Source organism: Cryobacterium luteum, assembly GCF_900110125.1.
Classification (GTDB): Bacteria; Actinomycetota; Actinomycetes; order Actinomycetales; family Microbacteriaceae; genus Cryobacterium; species Cryobacterium luteum.
This window is the reverse complement of the sequence record NZ_FOCN01000001.1, coordinates 67593-88769: the sequence shown is the minus strand read 5'-3', so window position 1 is coordinate 88769 and position 21177 is coordinate 67593. Positions and strand designations below refer to the sequence as shown.

Annotated in this window: 21 protein-coding genes; 12 read left to right on the top strand and 9 right to left on the bottom strand. The window is 68.7% G+C overall.

All coding sequences use genetic code 11. The features are described 5' to 3' along the window. Positions 1–48 precede the first annotated feature (48 nt). Genes BMW72_RS00360 through BMW72_RS00340 form a run of 5 tightly spaced genes read left to right on the top strand, consistent with a single transcriptional unit; the run spans position 49 to position 7353 of the window. Positions 49–3816 (top strand): nitrate reductase subunit alpha, encoded by a 3768-nt coding sequence (locus BMW72_RS00360; RefSeq protein WP_241983962.1) that lies wholly within the window; start codon positions 49–51, stop codon positions 3814–3816. Then, positions 3816–5516 (top strand): nitrate reductase subunit beta, encoded by a 1701-nt coding sequence (gene narH, locus BMW72_RS00355; RefSeq protein WP_092106131.1) that lies wholly within the window; start codon positions 3816–3818, stop codon positions 5514–5516. Before BMW72_RS00360 ends, narH begins: the two co-directional genes overlap by 1 nt. After that, complete coding sequence (gene narJ / locus BMW72_RS00350; RefSeq protein ID WP_241983961.1) at positions 5513–6238, top strand: nitrate reductase molybdenum cofactor assembly chaperone; 726 nt, start codon at positions 5513–5515, stop codon at positions 6236–6238. Before narH ends, narJ begins: the two co-directional genes overlap by 4 nt. Further along, complete coding sequence (gene narI, locus BMW72_RS00345; protein ID WP_092106129.1) at positions 6235–6993, top strand: respiratory nitrate reductase subunit gamma; 759 nt, start codon at positions 6235–6237, stop codon at positions 6991–6993. Before narJ ends, narI begins: the two co-directional genes overlap by 4 nt. A gap of 9 nt (positions 6994–7002) precedes the next feature. Continuing rightward, the gene (locus tag BMW72_RS00340) at positions 7003–7353 is read left to right on the top strand and encodes a DUF488 domain-containing protein (protein WP_092106127.1); all 351 of its coding nucleotides are present in this window, start codon (positions 7003–7005) and stop codon (positions 7351–7353) included. Positions 7354–7448: 95 nt separating this feature from the next. Here the strand turns inward: BMW72_RS00340 and BMW72_RS00335 are convergent, their stop codons facing one another. From BMW72_RS00335 to BMW72_RS00330, 3 genes are all read right to left on the bottom strand, one after another. Further along, the gene (locus BMW72_RS00335; RefSeq protein ID WP_092106125.1) at positions 7449–8678 is read right to left on the bottom strand and encodes an NAD(P)/FAD-dependent oxidoreductase; all 1230 of its coding nucleotides are present in this window, start codon (positions 8676–8678) and stop codon (positions 7449–7451) included. Between the two features lie 141 nt (positions 8679–8819). Beyond that, positions 8820–8945, bottom strand: a complete 126-nt coding sequence (locus BMW72_RS19450; RefSeq protein ID WP_255576223.1) for a hypothetical protein — start codon at positions 8943–8945, stop codon at positions 8820–8822. Positions 8946–9028: 83 nt separating this feature from the next. Beyond that, positions 9029–10354 (bottom strand): MFS transporter, encoded by a 1326-nt coding sequence (locus BMW72_RS00330; protein WP_092106123.1) that lies wholly within the window; start codon positions 10352–10354, stop codon positions 9029–9031. Between the two features lie 277 nt (positions 10355–10631). Here BMW72_RS00330 and BMW72_RS19110 point away from each other — a divergent pair, with 277 nt between their 5' ends. Beyond that, positions 10632–11147: a MogA/MoaB family molybdenum cofactor biosynthesis protein gene (locus BMW72_RS19110; protein ID WP_241983960.1), complete on the top strand. Its 516-nt coding sequence runs from the start codon at positions 10632–10634 to the stop codon at positions 11145–11147. After that, the gene (locus tag BMW72_RS00320; RefSeq protein WP_092106121.1) at positions 11147–11569 is read left to right on the top strand and encodes a molybdenum cofactor biosynthesis protein MoaE; all 423 of its coding nucleotides are present in this window, start codon (positions 11147–11149) and stop codon (positions 11567–11569) included. The genes BMW72_RS19110 and BMW72_RS00320 overlap by 1 nt, the downstream gene beginning before the upstream one ends. 107 nt (positions 11570–11676) lie before the next feature. Here the strand turns inward: BMW72_RS00320 and BMW72_RS00315 are convergent, their stop codons facing one another. From BMW72_RS00315 to BMW72_RS00290, 6 genes are all read right to left on the bottom strand, one after another. Beyond that, entirely contained in the window at positions 11677–11916 is a 240-nt protein-coding gene (locus tag BMW72_RS00315) for a MoaD/ThiS family protein (protein WP_092106119.1), read from the bottom strand. After that, entirely contained in the window at positions 11916–12188 is a 273-nt protein-coding gene (locus tag BMW72_RS00310) for a DUF6457 domain-containing protein (RefSeq protein WP_092106117.1), read from the bottom strand. Before BMW72_RS00310 ends, BMW72_RS00315 begins: the two co-directional genes overlap by 1 nt. Positions 12189–12194: 6 nt before the next feature. After that, on the bottom strand, positions 12195–12932 hold the full coding sequence (mobA, locus tag BMW72_RS00305) for a molybdenum cofactor guanylyltransferase (RefSeq protein ID WP_092106114.1): 738 nt from the start codon (positions 12930–12932) through the stop codon (positions 12195–12197). A gap of 174 nt (positions 12933–13106) precedes the next feature. Continuing rightward, on the bottom strand, positions 13107–13616 hold the full coding sequence (moaC, locus tag BMW72_RS00300) for a cyclic pyranopterin monophosphate synthase MoaC (RefSeq protein ID WP_092106111.1): 510 nt from the start codon (positions 13614–13616) through the stop codon (positions 13107–13109). Continuing rightward, on the bottom strand, positions 13613–15241 hold the full coding sequence (locus BMW72_RS18920; protein ID WP_198416344.1) for a molybdopterin molybdotransferase MoeA: 1629 nt from the start codon (positions 15239–15241) through the stop codon (positions 13613–13615). Before BMW72_RS18920 ends, moaC begins: the two co-directional genes overlap by 4 nt. Positions 15242–15243: 2 nt before the next feature. Beyond that, entirely contained in the window at positions 15244–16533 is a 1290-nt protein-coding gene (locus tag BMW72_RS00290; protein WP_092106109.1) for a ThiF family adenylyltransferase, read from the bottom strand. A 388-nt stretch (positions 16534–16921) separates the two neighbouring features. Between BMW72_RS00290 and BMW72_RS00285 the strand changes: the two genes are divergently transcribed. From BMW72_RS00285 to BMW72_RS00265, 5 genes are all read left to right on the top strand, one after another. Continuing rightward, positions 16922–17326 carry a TOBE domain-containing protein gene (locus BMW72_RS00285; RefSeq protein WP_092106107.1) on the top strand — a complete coding sequence of 135 codons (405 nt, stop codon included), beginning with the start codon at positions 16922–16924 and terminating at the stop codon, positions 17324–17326. Next, entirely contained in the window at positions 17323–18099 is a 777-nt protein-coding gene (gene modA, locus BMW72_RS00280) for a molybdate ABC transporter substrate-binding protein (RefSeq protein WP_092106105.1), read from the top strand. The genes BMW72_RS00285 and modA overlap by 4 nt, the downstream gene beginning before the upstream one ends. A gap of 68 nt (positions 18100–18167) precedes the next feature. Continuing rightward, positions 18168–18950 carry an ABC transporter permease gene (locus BMW72_RS00275; protein WP_092106103.1) on the top strand — a complete coding sequence of 261 codons (783 nt, stop codon included), beginning with the start codon at positions 18168–18170 and terminating at the stop codon, positions 18948–18950. A gap of 256 nt (positions 18951–19206) precedes the next feature. Beyond that, positions 19207–20436 (top strand): sulfate/molybdate ABC transporter ATP-binding protein, encoded by a 1230-nt coding sequence (locus BMW72_RS00270; protein WP_092106101.1) that lies wholly within the window; start codon positions 19207–19209, stop codon positions 20434–20436. A gap of 198 nt (positions 20437–20634) precedes the next feature. After that, positions 20635–21147, top strand: coding sequence for a mycothiol transferase (locus BMW72_RS00265; protein ID WP_092106099.1), 513 nt, complete (start codon positions 20635–20637; stop codon positions 21145–21147). Positions 21148–21177: the final 30 nt, after the last annotated feature.

Here is a 21177-nt window from a genome sequence, read left to right as displayed (position 1 = left end):
TGAGGGTTGATGCCGCTTCGGCACTGCCCGCATAAGCAAGGGACAGCCGTGAACAAGCGCATCAGTACCTCCGCCGGCACGACCAAGCCCGGCACCGACGGCCCCGTCGCCGACTCGCTGATCAAGCTCGGTCGCTTTCTGCGCCGGGGCGAGACCAGCGAAGACCTGCGCACGGTGTTCAAGAACGGCGGCCGCAGCGCCGACACGTTCTACCGTGACCGCTGGACCCACGACAAAGAGGTGCGCAGCACCCACGGCGTGAACTGCACCGGCAGCTGCTCCTGGAAGGTGTACGTCAAGGACGGCATCATCACCTGGGAAACCCAGCAGACCGACTACCCCAGTGTCGGCCCGGACAGCCCCGAGTACGAGCCGCGGGGCTGCCCCCGCGGCGCCGCCTTCAGCTGGTACACCTACTCGCCCACCCGGGTGCGTTACCCCTACGTGCGCGGCGTGCTGCTCAACCTCTACCGCGAAGCCAAGGCCCGCCTCGGCGACCCCGTGCTGGCCTGGGCCGAGATCACCGGCAACCCCGAGACCGCCCGCCAGTACAAGAGCGCCCGCGGCCAGGGCGGCCTGGTGCGTGCCAGCTGGGATGAAGCCGCCGAGATCGTCGCCGCCGCCCACGTGCACACCATCAAGAAGTTCGGCCCAGACCGGGTCGTCGGCTTCAGCCCGATTCCGGCCATGTCGATCGTGTCGCAGGGCGTCGGCAACCGTTTCATCTCGCTGCTCGGCGGCACCATGCTCTCGTTCTACGACTGGTACGCCGACCTGCCCGTGGCGAGCCCGCAGGTGTTCGGCGACCAGACCGACGTGCCCGAATCGGCCGACTGGTGGAACTCCAGCTACCTCATCATGTGGGGCTCCAACGTGCCCGTCACCCGCACCCCCGACGCCCACTTTATGGTCGAGGCCCGCTATCGCGGCCAGAAGGTCATCACCGTCTCGCCCGACTACGCCGACAACTCCAAGTTCGCCGACGAGTGGCTCGCCGTGCACCCCGGCACCGACGGCGCCCTCGCCCTCGCCATGGGCCACGTCATTCTGAAAGAATTCCTGGTTGACCGCCGCACGCCGCGCTTCGTCGAGTACATGAAGAAGTTCAGCGACTCGGCCTACCTGATCGCGCTCACCCCGCGCCAGGACGCCTGGGTTCCCGGCAAATTCCTGACGGCCGACGCGCTGCCCGGCACCGACGCATCCGTTTCGAGTGCCGCCTTCAAAACCGTCATGCTCGACGAGAACGGTGAGGCCTTCGTGCCGAACGGTTCGATCGGCCACCGGTTCAGCGAGGCCGACAAGGGCAAGTGGAACCTCGACCTCGAGGGCCGCGACCCGCTCCTCTCTATAGCGGATGCCCCCGACTACGACGGTGCCACCGTCGCGATCGACCTGCCCCGCTTCGACGAAACGCCGGGCGCTGACAGCGTCGGCGAACAGCACGCCGGCGCCGCCGGCATCGTGCGCCGCGGCGTGCCCGTGCGGGAGGTCGCCGGTGTGCTCGTGACGACCGTGTTCGACCTGCTGCTCGCCCAGTACGGCGTCGGCCGGCCCGGCCTGCCGGGCGAATGGCCCACCGGCTACGACGACGCCTCCACCCCGGGCACCCCCGCCTGGCAGGAGGAGATCACCTCCGTGCCGTGGCAGGCCGCCGCCCGCATCGGCCGGGAGTTCGCCCAGAACGCCGAGGACTCCGAGGGGCGCTCGATGATTCTGATGGGAGCCGGCACCAACCACTGGTTCCACTCCGACACCATCTACCGCGCCTTTCTCGCCCTGACCACCATGACCGGCTGCCAGGGCGTCAACGGCGGCGGCTGGGCCCACTATGTCGGCCAGGAAAAGGTGCGACCGCTCACCGGCTACGGCCAGTACGCCTTCGGCCTGGACTGGGTGAGGCCGCCGCGCCAGATGATCGGCACCGGCTTCTTCTACCTCGCCACCGACCAGTGGCGCTACGACGGCCTCTCCGCCGACACCCTCTCCAGCCCGCTCGGCGCCGGCATCTTCAAGGGCCGCACCACCGCGGACACCATGGTCGAATCGGCCAAGCGCGGCTGGATGCCGAGCTACCCCACCTTCAACCGCAACTCGCTCGACCTCGTCGACGACGCGGTTGCCGCGGGGCAGGAACCGGCCGAATACGTCGTCGATTCGCTGAAAGACGGCTCGCTCGAGTTCTCCTGCGAAGACCCCGACGCGCCCGAGAACTTTCCGCGGGTGCTCGTGGTGTGGCGCGCCAACGTGCTCGGCTCCTCGGGTAAGGGCAACGAGTATTTTCTCAAGCACCTGCTCGGAGCGCCTTCCGCCGTGCGCGCCGTCGAATCCATGCCGGCTCGCCGCCCGCAGACCATGAAATGGCACGAAAGCGCCCCGGAAGGCAAGCTCGACCTGCTCGTCACGAGCGATTTCCGCATGACGTCGACGACCATCTACAGCGACGTCGTGCTGCCGCCGGCCACCTGGTACGAGAAGAACGACCTGTCGACGACGGACATGCATCCGTTCATTCACTCGTTCAACCCGGCGATCGCCCCGCCGTGGCAGGCCAAGACCGACTTCGACATCTTTCACGTGCTCGCCGCGAAGATCTCCGAGATGTCGGTGACGCACCTCGGGGTGCGCAAGGACCTGGTCGCGGCGCCCCTGCAGCATGACACCCCCGACGGCATGGCCACCCCGCACGGCACCGTGCTGAACGACCAGCCGCTCATTCCCGGGGTCACCATGCCCAAACTCGTCGTCGTGGAACGCGACTACCCGGCCTTCGCCGCAAAGCTCGGCGCGCTCGGCCCGCTCACCGAGAAGCTCGGCATGGTCACCAAGGGCGTGAAGTTCAACCCCGACGTGGAGGTGGCCTACCTCGGCAAGAAGAACGGACTGGTGCCCAGCGGGCCCGCCGCCGGACGGCCCCGACTCTCGACTGCGATCCACGCCTGCGAAATGGTGCTCGCCCTCTCGGGCACCACCAACGGCCGCCTCGGCACGCAGGGTTTTCGGCAGCTCGAGGAACGCACCGGCGTGAAGCTCGCCCAGCTGGCCAGCGACAACGAGGGCCGACGCTTCTCCTACCCGGATGTTCAGGGTGCGCCGGTTCCGGTGCTCACCTCCCCGGAATGGTCGGGCTCCGAGCACGGCGGTCGCCGCTACAGCGCCTTCACCATCAACGTTGAACACCTGAAGCCCTGGCACACCCTCACCGGCCGCCAGCACTTCTACCTCGACCACGACTGGATGATCGAACTCGGCGAGCAACTGCCCATCTTTCGGCCGCCGCTTGACATGCACCGCCTGTTCGACGACTCCATCGTCGGCGCAACCACCTCGACCGGGGCGCCCGGCGCCAAAGGTCACGCCGAGGTCGCCGTGCGTTATCTCACCCCGCACTCGAAGTGGTCGATCCACTCCGAGTACCAGGACAACCTGCTCATGCTCTCGCTGTCGCGGGGCGGGCCCACCATCTGGATGAGCCCGCAGGACGCCGACAAGATCGGCGTGCGCGACAACGAGTGGATCGAGTCCTATAACCGCAACGGCGTCGTCGTCGCGCGGGCGGTCGTGTCGCACCGCATGCCGGAGGGCACGGTGTACATGTACCACGCGAAGGACCGCACCATCAACGTGCCGGTCGCTGAAACCAGCGGCATGCGCGGCGGTACCAACAACTCGCTCACCCGCATCCTCTTGAAACCTTCTCACCTGATCGGCGGCTACGCCCAGCTGTCGTTCGCCTTCAACTACCTCGGCCCGACCGGGAACCAACGCGACGAGGTCACCGTGATTCGTCGTCGCAGCCAGAAAGTGGATTACTAATGCGTGTCATGGCCCAGATGTCGATGATCATGAACCTCGACAAGTGCATCGGGTGTCACACCTGCTCGGTCACCTGCAAGCAGGTGTGGACCAACCGCACCGGCGTGGAATACGCCTGGTTCAACAACGTGGAAACCCGGCCAGGCCTCGGCTACCCGCGCGAATACGAAGACCAGGAGAAGTGGAAGGGCGGCTGGGTGCGCAATAAGCGCGGCCGCCTGCAGCTCAAGGCCGGCGGGCGGCTGAAGAAGCTCTCCCAGATCTTCAACAACCCCAACCTGCCGCAGATCGACGACTACTACGAGCCGTGGACCTACGACTACGACATGCTCACCACCGCCCCGGCGGGCACGCAGAGCCCGGTCGCGCGCCCCAAGTCGCTGCTGACCGGCCAGGACATCGACATCAAATGGTCGGGCAACTGGGACGACGACCTCGGCGGCTCGCAGGAGACGGCTGCGCAAGACCCGATCCTCGCGACCATGAGCGAGAAGGTGAAGATGGAGTTCGAAGAGACCTTCATGTTCTACCTGCCGCGCATCTGCGAGCACTGCCTGAACCCCGCCTGCGTTGCGGCCTGCCCGTCCGGCGCCATGTACAAGCGTGAAGAAGACGGCATCGTGCTCGTCGACGAAGACGCCTGCCGTGGCTGGCGCATGTGCGTCTCCGCCTGCCCATACAAGAAGGTCTACTTCAACCACAAAACGGGCAAGGCCGAGAAGTGCACGCTCTGCTACCCGTTGATCGAGCAGGGCAAGCCCACCATCTGCTCCGAAACCTGTGTCGGACGTCTGCGTTACCTTGGCCTCATGCTGTACGACGCCGATGCCGTGCTCGCCGCAGCCTCGATCGAGAACGATCAGGACCTGCTCAATGCCCAGCGCGCCTGTTTTCTCGACCCCTTCGACCCCGAGGTCATCGCCGCCGCCAAGGCGGAGGGCATGGCTGACGATTGGATCGAAGCCGCCCAGAACAGCCCTATTTACAAGCTCATCTCCGAGTTCGAGGTGGCCCTGCCGCTGCACCCGGAATACCGCACCATGCCCATGGTCTGGTACATCCCCCCGCTCTCGCCCGTCGTCGACGTCGTGAGCAACTCCGGCAGCGACGGCGAAGACGCACGCACCCTGTTCGCCGCCATCGACAAGCTGCGCATTCCGGTGGAATACCTCGCCGGGCTGTTCTCGGCTGGCGACGTCGTGCCGGTGGAACTGTCGCTCCGCAAGCTCGCCGCGATGCGCGCCTACATGCGCGGCATCTTCCTCGGCAACGAGCCCGATGAGCGCATTCCCAACGCGGTCGGCATGACCGGTGAGACCATCACCGCCATGTACCGGCTGCTCGCGATCGCCAAGTACGAGGATCGCTACGTCATTCCCAAGGCACACGTAGAGACCGCGCGGGAGCTCGACGAGCTCGGCTGCTCGCTCGACAACGACGGCGGTCCCGGCATGGGCGGCCCCACGTCGCACGCCGGCCCCCACAACGCCGGCGACCCCGGTCCCTCGGGCCCCTATGGCAACACCCCCGGCATGCCGCTGAACGCGACGGTCGACAACTACAACCAGATGGTCGGGGACTCCCCGATCATCAAGACCCGCCCGGCGACCCCCGGCCGCATCAACCTGCTCAATTGGAACGGTGGCGGCGTGCCCAAGGGCATGTTCCCGCCGGTAGCGGATGCCGGGAGCCCGGCATGAACACCGCCACGCTCGCGCGCCGCATGAACTTCGGTTTTCGCGCGCCCAAGGTCGCCCCCAGGTCGTTCGCGGCCGTTCCGCTGACGCCTGAGCAGGGGGTCCTCGCGCACATGGCGGCGTCCATCCTGTTGGACTACCCCACGCCGGCAAGGCGGGCGCAGTTCGCGCTGGTGGAGGCATCCGTTGCAGATCTGCCGGGTGAGCTGCACCGCAGCTTCGCGGCGTTTTTCACCGCGGTCAACCCGCTCAGCCAGCAGCAGCTCGAGACCCACTTCACCGCAACCTTCGACCTGAAACGCAAGTGCTGCCCGTACCTCACCTACTATGCGGCCGGCGACACCCGTCGTCGCGGCATGGCGTTGGTACGGTTCGTCGAGGCCTACCGGGCGGCCGGCTGGCAGGTAGACGCCGACGAATTGCCCGACTACCTGCCGATGGTGCTCGAATTCTCGGCGCTGTCGGACTCCCCGATCGCGCAGGAGCTGCTCTCCGCGCACCGCGACGGCATCGAGGTGCTGCGTGCGGCGCTCGAGAAGTTCGAGAGCCCATACGCGCACCTCGTCGAGGCGGTGTGCCTCTCGCTGCCGGTGATCGACGACGAGACCCGCGAACGTTACCTCAACCTGGTCAATGAGGGACCGCCGACCGAGACGGTCGGTATGACCTACCTCGGCAATTTGAAGCCGTTTTCCGCGCACACGAACGAAGATGTGAGAGTATGACCGCCTGGGATTACCTGCTCTGGGTCGCCTTTCCCTACGCCGCCTCCGGGGTGTTCGTGGTCGGCCACCTGCTGCGCTACCGCTACGACCAGTTCGGCTGGACGTCGCGCTCGAGCCAGACCTACGAGAACCGGCTGCTGCGCTGGGGATCGCCCATGTTCCATTACGGCATTCTGATGGTGATCGGCGGGCATGTCGTTGGCCTGTTCATTCCCAAGCCGTGGCTGGAATTCTTCGGCGTGACCGAGCACATGTACCACCTCGGGGCCACCTGGCTCGGCAGTTTCGCGGCCGTGCTCACCGTGGCCGGGCTCGCCATTTTGATCTACCGGCGCCGCCTGACCAAGCGGGTGCTGCTCGTCACGACGGTGATGGACAAGGTCATGTATGTGTTCCTGGCCGGAACCATCGCCTTCGGCACGACCGCCACCGTGCTGTACCAGATCTTCGGCGGCGGCTACGACTACCGCGGGTCGATCTCGCCGTGGATCCGCTCGCTGTACAGCCTGCAGCCCGACCCCTCGCTCATGAGCGATGTGCCGTTCTTCTTTCAGCTGCACGTGCTCACCGCCACGACGCTGTTCCTGCTCTGGCCGTTCACCCGTCTGGTGCACGTGTTCTCGGCGCCGCTCGGCTACCTCGTGCGCCCCTACGTGGTCTACCGCTCACGGGACAACCCCCGCGGCGCCGGATCGCGCGCCCCGCGCCGCGGTTGGGAGAAGAGCGAACGCCCGCTGGAACGTTCACGCAAGTAGTCTTTTTTTATGGTGCGTATCAAGAGGGCTTATGAGGAGGCATCCACTGCCGATGGATGTCGGGTGCTGGTCGATCGACTCTGGCCGCGCGGTGTCTCCAAGGAGCGCGCCGATCTCACCGAGTGGTTGAAGGAGGTTGCCCCCTCGCCCGCATTGCGCACCTGGTGGAACCACGACCCCGAGCGCCTGGACGAGTTCGCGCTACGCTACCGCGCCGAGCTCGACTCTCAGCCCGAGACGAAAGCGGCCGTCGTGCAGCTGCGCGCGCTCGCCGCCCAGGGGGTCACCACCCTGATCTACGGGGCCAAGGACCCGCACGTCAACCATGCCCGGTTGCTCGCGGAGTACCTCGAGGAGTAGCCGCGCAGCTCGCCCCCTCAGTCCGGATGTGCGGCAGCAGCTCGCGGCACGACCGGTGCGGCGGCATCCGCTTGCACCGGTCGTGTGTCGGGGCGCTAGACCCGCTCGAGGGAGATGGACTCGTCGGCCAGGCGGGCAGGATCGACCGGGTCACCGCGGCGAATGAGGGCCTGCACGGCGTCGTTGACGTTCCAGACGTTCACGTTCATGCCGGCGACCACCCGGCCGGCGTTCAGCCAGAACACCACGAACTCCCGGCTGGCTCGGTCGCCGCGGTAGACCAGCTCGGCGCCGCGCGTGAGCGGTCCAAAGCCGGAATACTCCATGCCGAGGTCGAACTGGTCGGTGTAGAAGTACGGGATGGCGTCGAAAGAGACATCCTGGCCGAGCATCGCCCTGGCTGCGACCGGGCCGCCGTTCAGGGCGTTCGCCCAGTGTTCACTGCGCAGGCGCAGATTCACGAGCGGATGCTGCGCGTTGGCCACATCGCCCGCCGCGAACACGTGCGGGTCGCTCGTCTCCAGGTTGGCGTCGACCAGGATTCCATTGTCGACGGCCAGCCCGGCCTTCTGGGCGAGTTCCACGTTCGGGACAACGCCGATGCCCACCAGTACGAGGTCGGCGGGTACGATTTCGCCGCCGGCCAGCAGCACCCCGGTCACCTGGCCGCCGACACCGACCAGGCCCTCGACCACCACGGATCGGCGCACGGTCACCCCGTGCTCCTCGTGCAGGGTTGCGAACAGGGCGCCGAGTTCACTGCCGAGCGCCGCAGCGAGCGGTACGGCGCCGCGTTCGAGAACGGTGATGTCGTTGCCGAGGGTTCGGGCCGTCGCGGCTACTTCCAGGCCGATCCAGCCCGAACCCACGACGACGAGCCGTTTGCCGCCGTCGGCGAGCAGCGAGTGCAACAGGTCGGAGTCGTCGAGGGTGCGCAGGTAATGCACGCCGGCCAGGGTGGCCCCCGGCACGGTCAGGCGGCGAGGCCGGGAACCCGTGGTCAACAGCAGACGGTCGTACCGGCGTGATCCGCCATCATCCGTGCCGACCCGGCGATCCTCGAGGTCGAGGCTGACCGCGCGCGTGCCGGGGTGAAACTGCACGTCGCAGTCGGAGTACCAGGACTTGCTTTCCACGAAGACCGATGCCCGGTCGGCGCTGCCGGCGAGATAGTCCTTCGACAGCGGCGGGCGAATATAGGGAAGGTGTTCTTCGGCGCCGATGAGGTGGACCTCCCCGCGAAAGCCCTCATCGCGCAGGGTGCGGGCCGCGCTCGCCCCCGCGAGCGACGCCCCCACAATCACGAAAGTCTGTTGGTCGGCCATTGCGTGGTCCTCCCTCGAAAGCGTGCTCTGACTGTATGAGGGTTTGCCCGTTTGGGCGAGGGGGCGGTTTGCGGGCGGCGAGGCGGCATCCGCTGGGCGCGGGCGGGTGACGGATGCCGCGCGCGGCCCCCGCGGGCAGGCTCAGCTCGGCGAGACCACCGTATTGCAGCGCCAGCAGGGGGCGGGCAGCTCGCCGGAGACGTAGGCGCCGCACTCCGGGCAGACCTGTTCGAGCCAGCAGACCGGGTCGCCGCCGATGGGTTCCATCGTTCCAGTATGGCCCCCCGGGCAGAAAAAGACCCGAGGACCCCCGCTGGAGGAGAGGGGGCCTCGGGTGGGAGGAGGGAGCGTCAGCTCGGGTTGGGCGCGCCGGGCCGGGCGTAGTAGAACCAGGCGAGGCCGGTGCAGATCACGCAGAACACCGAGCAGCCGATGAAGAACGCCGTCGGGCTCATGGCGGTGAGGGCCATACCTACGATGAACGGTCCGAAGGCGGCGATCGCGGCGGTCCAGCCGATCGCGCCGCCGGCCTGCCGCTTGGGGAAGATCATCGGCATCTGCTTGAACGTTCCGGCGTTGGCCAGGCCGGAGAAGAAGAAGATGATGATCATGCCGGTGAGAAAGCCGGAGAACTCGTTGACGCTCGTCGGGGTGAGGAAGAACACTGTGACCAGGGTACCGACAGCCATGCCCGCGCCGCCGATGAAGGTGAAGATGGCGCCGCCGAACCGGTCGCAGAGCGGGCCGGAGGCCGCGCGCACCAGGGCGCCGACGACGGGGCCGATGAAAGCGAAGGCGAGCGGGTTGGGAGCGTCGGGAAAGTCGCCGTAGACGTTGAGAATGATCAGGCCCATCTGCGCGGCCAGGCCGCTGAAGGCGCCGAAACTCATCAGGTAGATGGCGGTCATGATCCAGGTGTGCTTGACCTTGAAGATGTCGAGCTGCTGCCGAAAGTTGGCCTTGATCGGCACTCGCTTGAGAAAGAGCAGAGCGAGGATGACAGCGAGGATGACCCAGGGGATGAGCACGAGTCCGCCGTTGTGCAGCCAGACCAGTTCACCGTTCGAGTCGCTCTCCGGGGTGAGGGCGGCCGTGCCGAGCAGGCCGAAACCGACGACCCAGGGGGTGAGCAGCTGGATGAGGCCGATGCCGAAGTTGCCGAGGCCCGCCTGCAGGCCGAGTGCGGTTCCGGCGAGGCGCTTGGGAAAGAAGTAGCTGGTCGAGGCCATGAAACCAGAGAAGCTGCCGCCGCCGATACCGGCCGCGAACGAGAGCGCGAGCAGCACCCAGTATGGGGTGGACACGTCGCGAGCGACGAGGGTCCAGCCGATCATCGGCAGCAGCAGCAGGGCGCTGGAGAGGGCGACGAGAATGCGGGTGCCGAGAATCGGCGGCAGGAACATGAACACGAGGCGCAGCAGTCCGGCGGCCAAGCCGGGCAGCGCGACGAGCCAATACAGCTGGCTGGTGCTGAGGTCGAAGCCAATGTCATTGAGCCTGGGCGCGATCGCGCTGACCAGGTACCAGGCGGCGAAACCGAGGGTCATGCTGAAGGTCGTGATCCACAGCGTGCGCCAGGCGAGGCGTGAATCCCAGGTTTCGTCGTGTTCCGGATCCCAGTTGGAGAGGTCCGGCTTCAGCGTGGACGTGACACGTGGGGGTGAGACGGTTGACATGGGCTTCCTCGGTTGTTCGGTCGGGCATGCGGCCCGTTGTACTAGCAAGCTTGTTCGCTTGCCGATCGGGGTGCATCGGGCAAACACCGTGACAAATGAATCCCGCCAAAGCGGATGCCGGTGGCCGGCCCGCTGCCTCCTCCGGTCGCTCGTGGCACGCGTACGCCCGGTTGGCACGTGTTCCAACCCGTGCCGGGAGCTCGACCGCCTGCCGCGAGCACGGGCGGGCATCCGCTTGGGTCGGAGCGCTCTGCCTGCGTCGGGGTACTGTGGAACGGTGAAAACTCAGCTCAAGCTTGGGGCCGAACTCGGGGCCGTCGTGATCACCGTGTCTGATCGCTGTTCGCGCGGCGAACGCGAGGATCGGTCGGGGCCGGCCGCGGTCGATGCGCTCTTGGAGGTCGGCATTCCGGCTGGTGCGCCGCGCGTGGTGCCTGACGGAATCGAGAGTGTGGCCGGGGCCATTTCGGCGGCGCTCGGCGACGGCGCCCGCCTCGTCGTGACGACCGGCGGCACCGGGGTCTCGGCCCGCGACCTCACGCCCGAGGGCACGGCCACGCTGCTGAACACGATTCTGCCGGGCATCTCCGAGCGGATGCGCGCCGTCAGCGTCGCGACGATCCCCACCGCGGTGCTCTCCCGCGGTATCGCCGGCATCGCCGATTCGGTCGGCAACAACGGTGCGCTGGTGGTGAACCTGCCCGGCTCGGTCGGCGCGGTGCGCGACGGTGTGGCCATCCTCGCGCCGCTCGTACGGCACGTCATCGATCAGCTCGACGGCGGCGACCACTGATGGCTGCCGGCTTCGCCCGGGTCACACAGTCGCCGCTCGACGTCGGCGAGCACATTTCGGCCGTGTCCGATGCGACGCACGGCGCCGTGGTGACGTTCATCGGGCAGGTGCGCGACCACGATCCCGATGCCACGGGCCGCGTCACGGGTCTCGACTACAGTGCGCATCCCGACGCGGGGCGCCGTATCAGTGAGATCGCCGACCGGGTGCGGGGGCAGCATCCGCTCGTGGTGTTGGCGGTCAGTCACCGCATCGGACATCTCGACGTGGGCGACCTTGCCCTCGTCGCGGCGGTCGCGAGCGCGCACCGCGGTGATGCATTCGCGGCCTGCGAATCGCTCGTGGAAACCGTGAAGGCCGAGGTTCCGATCTGGAAGAAGCAATACGAGGTCGACGGAACGAATTCCTGGGTCGGTTTGTGACGTACTACCGGGGTGGCCGTTCAGAACTGCGGAGATCGGCGCGAAAACGCCTGTTTCGCCGCCGGGCCGGGGCGTTCAGCTAAAAATCTCCGCAGATATGAACGGGGTCAGCCGCCGGCGAAGGGTGGAAGTACGTCGACCGTGTCGGTGGGCGCGAGCGTGACCGCGTCATCGCTCGCGCGGGCGCCGTTCACGAGGAGTGAGCAGAGGCCGAGCACGCGCACGAACTTGCTGCCGTAGTGCTCGCCGAGCTGGGTGCGCAGTTCGCCGATCGTGCCGGCGTCGAGCGTGGCCGTCTCGGTCTGCGCGGCTTCGGCGGCGCCGGCGAAAAATCGCAGGGTTGCCATCAGAGTTTCTCGGGCGCCCAGTCGCGGGCGAGTTCGCTCGCGGCGGTGCAGGCGGCTTCGATGTCGGCGCCGGTTCCGCCGTTCTTCGCGGCGGCCAGGCCGATCAGAAAGGTGCTGAGCGGCGCGGCCGGTCGGGCCACGTTATGGGCGACGTCGCGGGCCACATCGAGCAGGTCACCCACCGGCACGTCGGCCGGATCGAGCTGGAGCCGATCGGCGAGGGCCGTGAGCCACTCGTCGAGCGCCTCGGGAGGCAGCGGTGCAGAGCTCATTCGGGGTCACTCCTCGGTCGGGTTTGCGTGGGTCAAACGGTTGGAACTGCTCTCAACATCCTGCCACGTGTCGACGTCGGTGCCGGTTTCGGATTCGTCTGGCAGCCCGTCGAGGTTCAGCCCCGCGAGCAGCTCGCGCATGCTGGCACCGTTGACGCGATCGCCCAGGCGACTGACGGCGGCTCGCAGGGCGGGGGCCCGGTAGATTGCGGCGAGCCACTGCGCATGGCCGCTGGCGTCGAACAGGTGCACCCCGTCGACGCTCGGAACGGTATCGTGTTCCGGCCGGTCGAGAGCAGGCGCCGGCGGTGCCGGGTCGAGCGGTGCCGGGTCGAGCGGTGCCGTGAGGCTCGCCGTATCAAGAGCGGATGCTGCCGCGACCAGCAGGCGCGCGGCATCCGCTCCCCAGGGCAGATCGCAGGCGAGCACGAGCAACCAGTCGGCGGGCTCATCGGCGTTCGCCGCGAGGGTCGTCAGGCCGGCCGCGATGCCGGCCACCGGGCCGCCAAACGGTGGATCTTCGAGGGCCCAGTTCAAGGCAGCACCCGCATGGTCGCCGGCAGCGGGCCGAGCAGCGGGCGGACCGACCACGACCGCGTGCCGGGCGACCGGGCGGGCGTCGAGCACGCGGGAGAGCAGGGTGCGCCCCGCCACTTCGACAGCGGGCTTGAGTGCGCCGCCGAGACGGCTGCCGCGTCCACCGGCGAGCACGATGAGGTCGATGGTGGTGGGATGTGGGCTCATGAGGGGTTCCCAGGCCGTGACCGCGCCCGGTTTGGGTAGCCGCTACGGTAATCGGCGTAGCGGCTACCCGTTTCGGGCGCGCTCATGGTTGGCGGGGTGCGGCGGGTGCGCGGCGGGTGCGCGCCGGGTGGGGGCATCCGTTTGAGCGAACAGTGTGCGCGGCAGACGGCCAGGTCACGCGCGCAGCCAGTCGCCGCTCTTGCCGCCGCTCTTGGCGAGCAGGCGCACGTTCTCGATCGTGACGGACTTGTCGAGGCCCTTGACCATGTCCACGACGGCGAGGGCGGCGACCGAGACGGCGGTGAATGCCTCCATTTCGACGCCGGTGCGGTCGGCGGTGCGCACGGTGGCGGTGATGCTGACGCGGTCATCTTCAACGATCAGGTCGACGACGGCGCCGTGTACCCCGATCACGTGGGCCAGGGGCAGCAGATCGGCGGTCTTCTTGGCACCCTGGATTCCGGCGATGCGGGCCACGGCGAGCACGTCGCCCTTGGGTGCGGTGCCGTCGCGGAGGGCCGCGATCACTCTCGGGCCGCAGCGCACGAAGCCGGCGGCGGTGGCGCTGCGCACGGTGGGAACCTTGTTGGTCACGTCGACCATGCGGGCCTGTCCGGTCGAGTCGAGGTGGGTGAACGGCTGAGCGGGCACGGGCGCGCCGGTCGTGTCGGTGGTGTGCGTCATGATGTCAGCATGACAGTGATGCGGTCGCCGCCGCGAATGTGAATCGTGTCTTCGGGCACGATGGCGAGTCCTTTGGCCTGGGCCAGTCCGGCGACCAGGTGCGAACCCGACCCTCCGCGGGAGGCCGGGCGCACTTCCAAGCGGATGCTGCCGGCGCTGGCACTCGTGCTGCCCTCGGCCGTCATGAGGGCGGGATCGTGCTCGATCACGGTGTGGTCGGTCACGATCACAGGCATGTATTGGGCGCGTCCGGGCGGAGAGTTCCAGCCGTCGGTCACGGTGGCAGTGACGGTGCGTCGGTGCAGGGCCGGGTGGTCCGGTGTGTGCTGGTCTGTTGCGGCGTGGCTGGTGCTGGTGCTGGTTCTGGTTCTTGTGCTGGCGGCACCCGTGTCGCTGTCCGTCAACGCGGGCTCGTCGATCGCCGCGCCGGTCGGCTCCAGCGTCGGGTCGGGGGGCTGGGCGGTGCCGTGCCCGAGCAGCCGCCGCAGCGCGGGACGCACGAACACCTCGAACGACACGTAGGCGCTAACCGGGTTGCCGGGCAGGGCGAAGATGAGTGGTCCGGGCACGTTGTCGTCGGCGGGCCAGTGTCCGAATCCCTGCGGCTTGCCGGGTTGCATCTTGACCGGTCCGAAGTCGACGGTGCCGAGCGGTTTCAGCACGGCTTTGACCACGTCGTACGCTCCGACGCTCACACCGCCGGAGAGCACGATCACGTCGACCGTGCCGGCCAGTTCGGCCAACAAGGCACGCAGCACATCGTCGTCGTCGGGCACGGCGCCGATCCGCACGGGAATGCCGCCGGCCTCGGCGACGGCCGCCGAGAGCAGAAAGGAGTTCGAGTCGGGAATCTGGCCGCGACGGGTCGGGCTGCCCGGTGTGACGAGTTCGCTTCCGGTCGAGATGACGGCCACCCGCGGTGCGGGGTGCACGAGCACCGTGCTCGTTCCGGCGCTCGCTGCAGCGGCGACTCGGGCGGGCCACAGCACACTGCCCGCGGCGAGCACCCGATCGCCGGCGTGGGCGTCCTCGCCGGCCCGGCGCACATGAGCCGCGACCGCTGGCGCTGCAACGATCGTGACCAACTCGGTGCCCTGGTCGGTGTCCTCGATCGGCACGACGGCATCTGCTCCGTCGGGAATCGGCGCGCCGGTCATGATGCGCGCAACCTGCCCGGGCACCAGACGCGGGTTCTCGGCGGTGCCGGCGGCGAGGTCGGCGACGACGGTCAGGGTGATCGGGTTCCGAACGGATGCCCCGAGCAGGTCCGCGCGGATGACGGCGTAACCGTCCATCGCGGAGTTGTGGAAGGGCGGCGTGTCGGTCACGGTGAGCACGTCTTCGGCCAGCACGAGCCCGCGGGCTGCGTCGAGCTCGACGCGCACGGGCGGCAGGGGAGCGACACTGCCGAGCACGAACGCGAGTTGCTCGGAAACGGTGCGGGCGGACGCGGCGGGGGCGCAGGCATCCGCTTTGTCGGTGTGCGTGTGGCGGTGCCCGTCGTGGGAGTTGCCCACGCGGTCGCTCGTCGCTGCGGCGCGGGCAGCGCTCTCAGGAAGCCCCGACTCGGCAAAAAGCCCGGCGGCAGCGCCTGCGGGCAGGTCGGGTCGGTGCGTGTCGGTCACGGTCAGACCAGGCTGTCGGGCCGGCCGGTGCTGCCGGCCTCATCACGCGCTGACGCGTGCCGCCCGGTCGCGGTGGTCTCGAGTGAAGCCCAGCGGCTGCCGAATCCGGGCGCCCGGCCGGCCGTGACGAGGTCATCCCAGGCGAGGATCCCGCCGGTCAGCACCGACACGTCGGTGAAACCGGCCTCGCGCAGCGCGTTCGCGGCCCGGGCGGCGCGGCCGCCGGCGTGACAGTGCACGATCAGCGGGGTGTCGTCGGGCAGGGCGGCGCGGCCGCTCGGTGAGAGCACGCCATCGGTCAACAGCTCGCCGAGGGGCAGCAGCCGAGCCGTCGGAATCGAGCTCTCGGCGTACTCGCTCGGCTCGCGCACATCCACGACGAGAAAATTGTCGGTGGCAGCGCTCTGGGCGGCGAGGCGAGTGACGAGTTCAACACTCGAAATTTCAGGGATACTCGCCGTGGAAGCCTGCGCGAGCTCGGCGGCAATCTCGGCGGCGGTCGGCTCGGCGGCAATGCCGGTTCCGAGCAGGGGGATCTCGCTGAACCGACCCGACAGCGCGTCAATCACGAGCACTCGGCCGATCAGCGGCGAGCCGATGCCGGTGATGAGCTTGATGGTCTCGGTCGCCATGAGCGACCCGACCTGACCACAGAGCGCGCCGAGCACACCGGCGTCGGCGCAGTTGGGCACCTCTCCCTCGGCCGGCGGCGTCGGGAACAGGTCGCGCAGGTGCACGCCCGTCACGCCCGAGCCCTTGGGCGGGGTGGCCCAGAATACCGAAAGTTGCGCGTCGAAGCGCAAAACGGATGCCCACACCAGCGGCAGTCCCAGGCGCGCGCAGGTGTCGTTCACGAGGAATCGGGTCGGAAAATTGTCGGTGCCGTCGATGACCACGTCGTAGCCGCCGATGATCTCGGCCGCGTTGGCCAAGACTAGGCGTTCGGTGTGCCGCACCACGGTGGATTCGGGGGCGATCTCGGCGATACGTTCCGCAGCGCTGTCTACCTTCGGGCGGCCGACATCCGCTTGGCCGTGGATGATCTGGCGCTGCAGATTGCTCGGTTCCACGTCGTCGCCGTCGACGATGCCGATGGTGCCCACTCCGGCCGCTGCGAGGTAGAGCAGGGCGGGGGAGCCGAGTCCGCCGGCGCCGAGCACGAGCACCCGGGCGTTGGCGAGGCGGCGCTGGCCGAGTTCATTGAGCTGGGGGAGGCGACGCTGGCGAGCGGTGCGCACGGATTCGGATGTGCTGAGCCGGTCGACGGGCTCAACAAGGGGAGGAATAGCCATGACTTAACGCTAGGCGCTGCGCGGCGCCGCGGCCACCCATTTCAGGCCAGCGTCCCGCGTGCTCGCCTCCGGACCATTCGCCCCGTGCGATGCCATGACCCCTCGTCTGCCCCGGGTAGCCGCGCATAACTCCTGCAATCTGCCGCCGCCCGAGGCGTGATGGCCCTGTTTCCGTGGGCTGTGCTGGCTGTCGCGACCAATGTGCAGGAGTTATGCGCGTGCGTCGGCCGGTGCGGGGGCTAATTCAGGAAATCACCCGGCAATCGCCCCGAAACGACGGTATTTCGGCCATCCGAACGCCGACTTCCTGAATTAGCCACGGGTTGTCGCGAAGAACCAGGGTCAACCAGCGGCCTGAAACCGCAAATGCGGTGCTATCGTGCAATTTATGACGCAATATCGGATCAGCGAGGCCGCCGAGCTGCTCGGCGTCAGTGACGACACTGTGCGACGCTGGGTCGACGGTGGCCGTCTCGCAGCGGATGCCGACGCATCCGGTCGCCGTGCGGTAGACGGCGCAGCGCTCGCCGCGTTCGCCGTCGACCAGGCGAGCGCCCCGGCAGACCCCTCGAGTGTGGGCCGCAGCGCCCGCAACCGGTTCGTCGGCATTGTCACGGCTATCACGATGGACACGGTCATGGCCCAGGTCGAACTGCAATGTGGCCCGCACCGCATCGTCTCGCTCATGTCGAGCGAGGCCGTGCGCGAACTTGGCCTCGAGATTGGCTCGCTCAGCGTTGCCGTGATCAAGGCCACCAACGTGATCGTCGAAACCCCGGGACGGATGTCATGACCCGCCTAGCCCTGGCAACCCTGGCCGTGCTCGCCCTGACCCTGACCGGCTGTGCGCCATCGACCGCCACGGACGCCGGCTCGCCGGCCACCGAGCTCGAGCCGCAGACCCTCAGCGTCTACGCCGCTGCGTCCCTCACCGGGGCTTTCGACGCGCTCGCTGTGCTTCTCGAAGACGAGAATCCGGGCATCGACGTGCAGGTCACCTACGACGGATCCGCCACCCTCGCCACCCAGATCAGAGCCGGTGCCCCCGCCGACGTGTTCGCGAGCGCCGACCAGATCAACCTGCAGCCGCTCGCCTCCGCCGGGTACACCGGCCCGGCCACCCTGTTCGCCGGGAACACCCTGCGTATCGCGGTCGCCCCGGGCAACCCGCTGAAGATCGAAAATCTCGAAGATCTCGCCCGCCCCGGCGTGATCACCGTGTTGTGTGCGGCCCAGGTTCCGTGCGGGGCGGCATCCGCTACCCTGCTCGCCAACGCGGGCGTCACCCTCACGCCGGCGAGTGAGGAGCAGAATGTGACGGCCGTCGTCACCAAGATCGCCGGCGGCGAAGCGGATGCCGGCCTCGTCTACACGACGGACGTCGCCGCCAACCCGGGCCGCGTCGAGGGCGTCACTCCGGCCGGAGCGGACGCGGTCGTCGGGCACTATCCGATCGCGGTCGTGCAGGGCAGCGCGCACGCTGCGGCCGCCCAGGCTTTCGTCGATCTCGTGCTGTCGCCCGCCGGTCAGGCCGTGCTCGCCGCCCACGGATTTCTCGCCCCGTGACCTGGACTGCCTTCCCGGGCCCGGGAAGAAAAGGTGCGAGGACAGCGCCCGAACCCGGACGGCCGCGCATGATCCCGCGCCTGCTCTACCTGCCCGCGAGCATCGGCCTGGCCCTGCTGGTGTTGCCGCTCGCCGGACTCCTGCTCAAGGTTGACTGGCCCGCCCTGCCCGCCCTGCTCCTCTCGGCGGAAGCCCTGCAGCCGCTGGGACTGTCGCTCGCGACGGCATCCGTTTCAACCGTGCTCTGCCTGCTGCTCGGCGTGCCGCTGGCCGTCGTCATCGCCCGGTCGACGCCGCGCGTGGCCGGCCTGCTGCGCACCCTCGTGACCGTGCCGCTCGTATTGCCGCCCCTCGTCGGCGGCATCGCGCTGCTCTCCCTGCTCGGACGCGGCGGTGTGCTCGGCAGCACCCTCGAACTGGCCGGGCTGCGCATTCCCTTCACGACCGCCGCCGTCGTCATCGCGCAGACCTTCGTGGCCCTGCCGTTCCTCGTGATCGCGGTCGAGGGCGCCCTGCGCACCGCGGGCGTGCGCTACGAACGGGTCGCCGCGACCCTCGGCGCCGGTCGCGGCACCGTTTTCGCCCGCATCACCCTGCCGCTCGTCGGCCCGGGGCTGCTCGCCGGAACGGTGCTGAGCTTCGCTCGCGCCCTGGGCGAATTTGGCGCAACAGCCCTGTTCGCCGGCAACCAGACCGGAGTCACCCGCACCATGCCCCTCGCCATCTACACCGCCTTCAACGGCTCGGGTGTGACGACCGACCAGGCCGTCGCCCTGTCGCTGCTGCTGATCGCGGTCGCCGTGATCATCCTCGTGCTGGTCGGAACCCGCCGAGCGAGCGTGCTCTCGTGACGCCGGTCACCGTGGATGCCGCCGGTCCCGCCGACCTTCGACCTGCGTTCTGCCAGCGCACACGAATGGCAGTGGATGCCGCCGGTCGCGCCGACCTTCGACCCGCGTTCTGCCCGCGCGCCCGGGCGGCCACGGATGCCGCCGGCCGCGCCCGGTCCGCGAGTCCGCATCAGGCCAGAACCGCACCGACGCGAGCCGCAACCCCGCGACCGACCCTAATTCCTGCTCGCCCCGCTGGCCGGAATCGGAGCGATTCATGACCCCCGCCCTCTGGAAATCCGCCGCCAACGCACTGCTCACGGCCAATCTGCAGCTCACCCGCGGCTCGTTCTCCCTCGATCTGCGGCTCACGCTCGCTCCCGGCGAAGTGCTCGCACTCCTCGGCCCGAACGGCTCCGGCAAATCGACCGTGCTCGAGCTGCTCGCCGGCCTGGCCACCCCGTCCAGCGGAAGCGTCGCCCTCGACGGCACCGTTCTCACCGCGCCGGGGCGTGTCGTGGCGCCCGAAAACAGGGCCATCGGTCTGCTTGGGCAGGAGCCCCTGCTTTTTCCGCACCTCAGCGCCCGCGCCAACGTGGCCTTCGCGCTGCGCGTCGGCGAAGCCCGCCTGAACGCTGCCCAGGCCCGACAGCAGGCCGACCGCTGGCTGGACCGCGTCGGCCTGACCGGCCTCGGCGACAGCGTGCCCGGGGCGCTCTCCGGCGGACAACAGCAGCGCGTAGCCCTCGCCCGTGCCCTCGCCGCCGGCCCGCGCGTGCTGCTGCTCGACGAACCGATGGCCGGCCTCGACGCCGAAACGGCGCCGCTCATGCGCCAACTCATTCGCGAACAGCTCGCCGAAACCGGAACGAGCGCCATCATCGTCACCCACGACATCGTCGACGCGGTCGTACTCGCGGATCGCGTCGCCGTGCTGCACGACGGCACCCTCATCGACGAGGGCACGACCGCTGCCGTGCTCGCCGCCCCCCGCAACCCGTTCGTCGCGGCCCTCGCCGGGGTCAACCTCGTGGTCGGAACCGTGCAAAACGGAGCCATCGTGGCCCCCGACGGCCGCACCTTCGCGGTGCGTCCAGCGGATGCCGCAGCCCTCGCCTCCGCCGGACCCGCCGCTGAAGCCATAGCCTCCGATGACCCCGAAGCCGCCGGAATCGCCGAAGCCCTCGAAGCCCTCGATGACCCCGCCGAGAGCCCGCGAATCCCGCTCGCGCCCGGGTCGGGGAACGCGTCGGCCGCAGCTGTCTTTCGCCCGGCATCCGTTGTGGTGCAGACGGAACAGCCGCGTCACGCGAGCCCGCGCAACGTCTGGTCGGCCCGGGTGACCGGCATCGAGCCGGGCAGCAGCGGGGTGCGCCTGCGCACGAGCGGCGACCCCGAGATCATCGCGGAGCTCACCCCCGCCGCGGTCGCCGATCTCGGCCTGCAGCTGGGCTCAACGGTCTGGCTCTCGGTCAAGGCCACCGAGGTGAGCGCGTACCACCGCTGATGTCGTCATACTGGCCGGTCTCGTTCACGACCGCGGAGATTTGCGAAACTTCGGGCCCCCGCACGGTGCCCCCTCGGAGCTTTTCAGGGACGGGGCCCGGGCCCCGTTCCTGGGCCAAGTTTTTAGACTGGGCCGGTGGACGGGGCCCGGGCCCCGTCCGCAAGCGGGAGTACGGTGAAGGAACAACCAAGGAGACCCATGACCCCGTCCGAACTGCTCATCGAAGAGTTCTCCCGCATTCAGGGCACCCTGCATCGCGCCTTGAAGGATGCCACCGTGGCCACCCTCACCTTTCGAGCGGATGCCGACGCCAACACCATCGCCTGGCTCACCTGGCACCTGTCCCGCGTGCAGGACGACCACCTCGCCGACCTTGCCGGCACCGCCCAGGTGTATGCCGACCAGGGCTGGGCTGACCGTTTCGCCCTGCCGTTCGGGCCGACGGCCACCGGTTACGGACACACCTCCGCCGATGTCGCCGCAGTGCAAGCCGACGCCGAGCTGCTCGGCGGCTACTACGACGCCGTGCACACCGCAACCGTCGCCTACCTGGGCAGCCTGGCCGCCGCCGACCTCGACCGGATCGTCGACGAGTCCTGGACCCCCGCCGTCACCGTCGGCGTGCGTCTGGCGAGCGTGCTCTCCGACGACCTGCAGCACGCCGGCCAGGCCGCCTTCGTGCGCGGCCTCGCCGACCGCGCCGGCGTCTGACCCCGGTTTACTCCCGTACAGAACAGTATC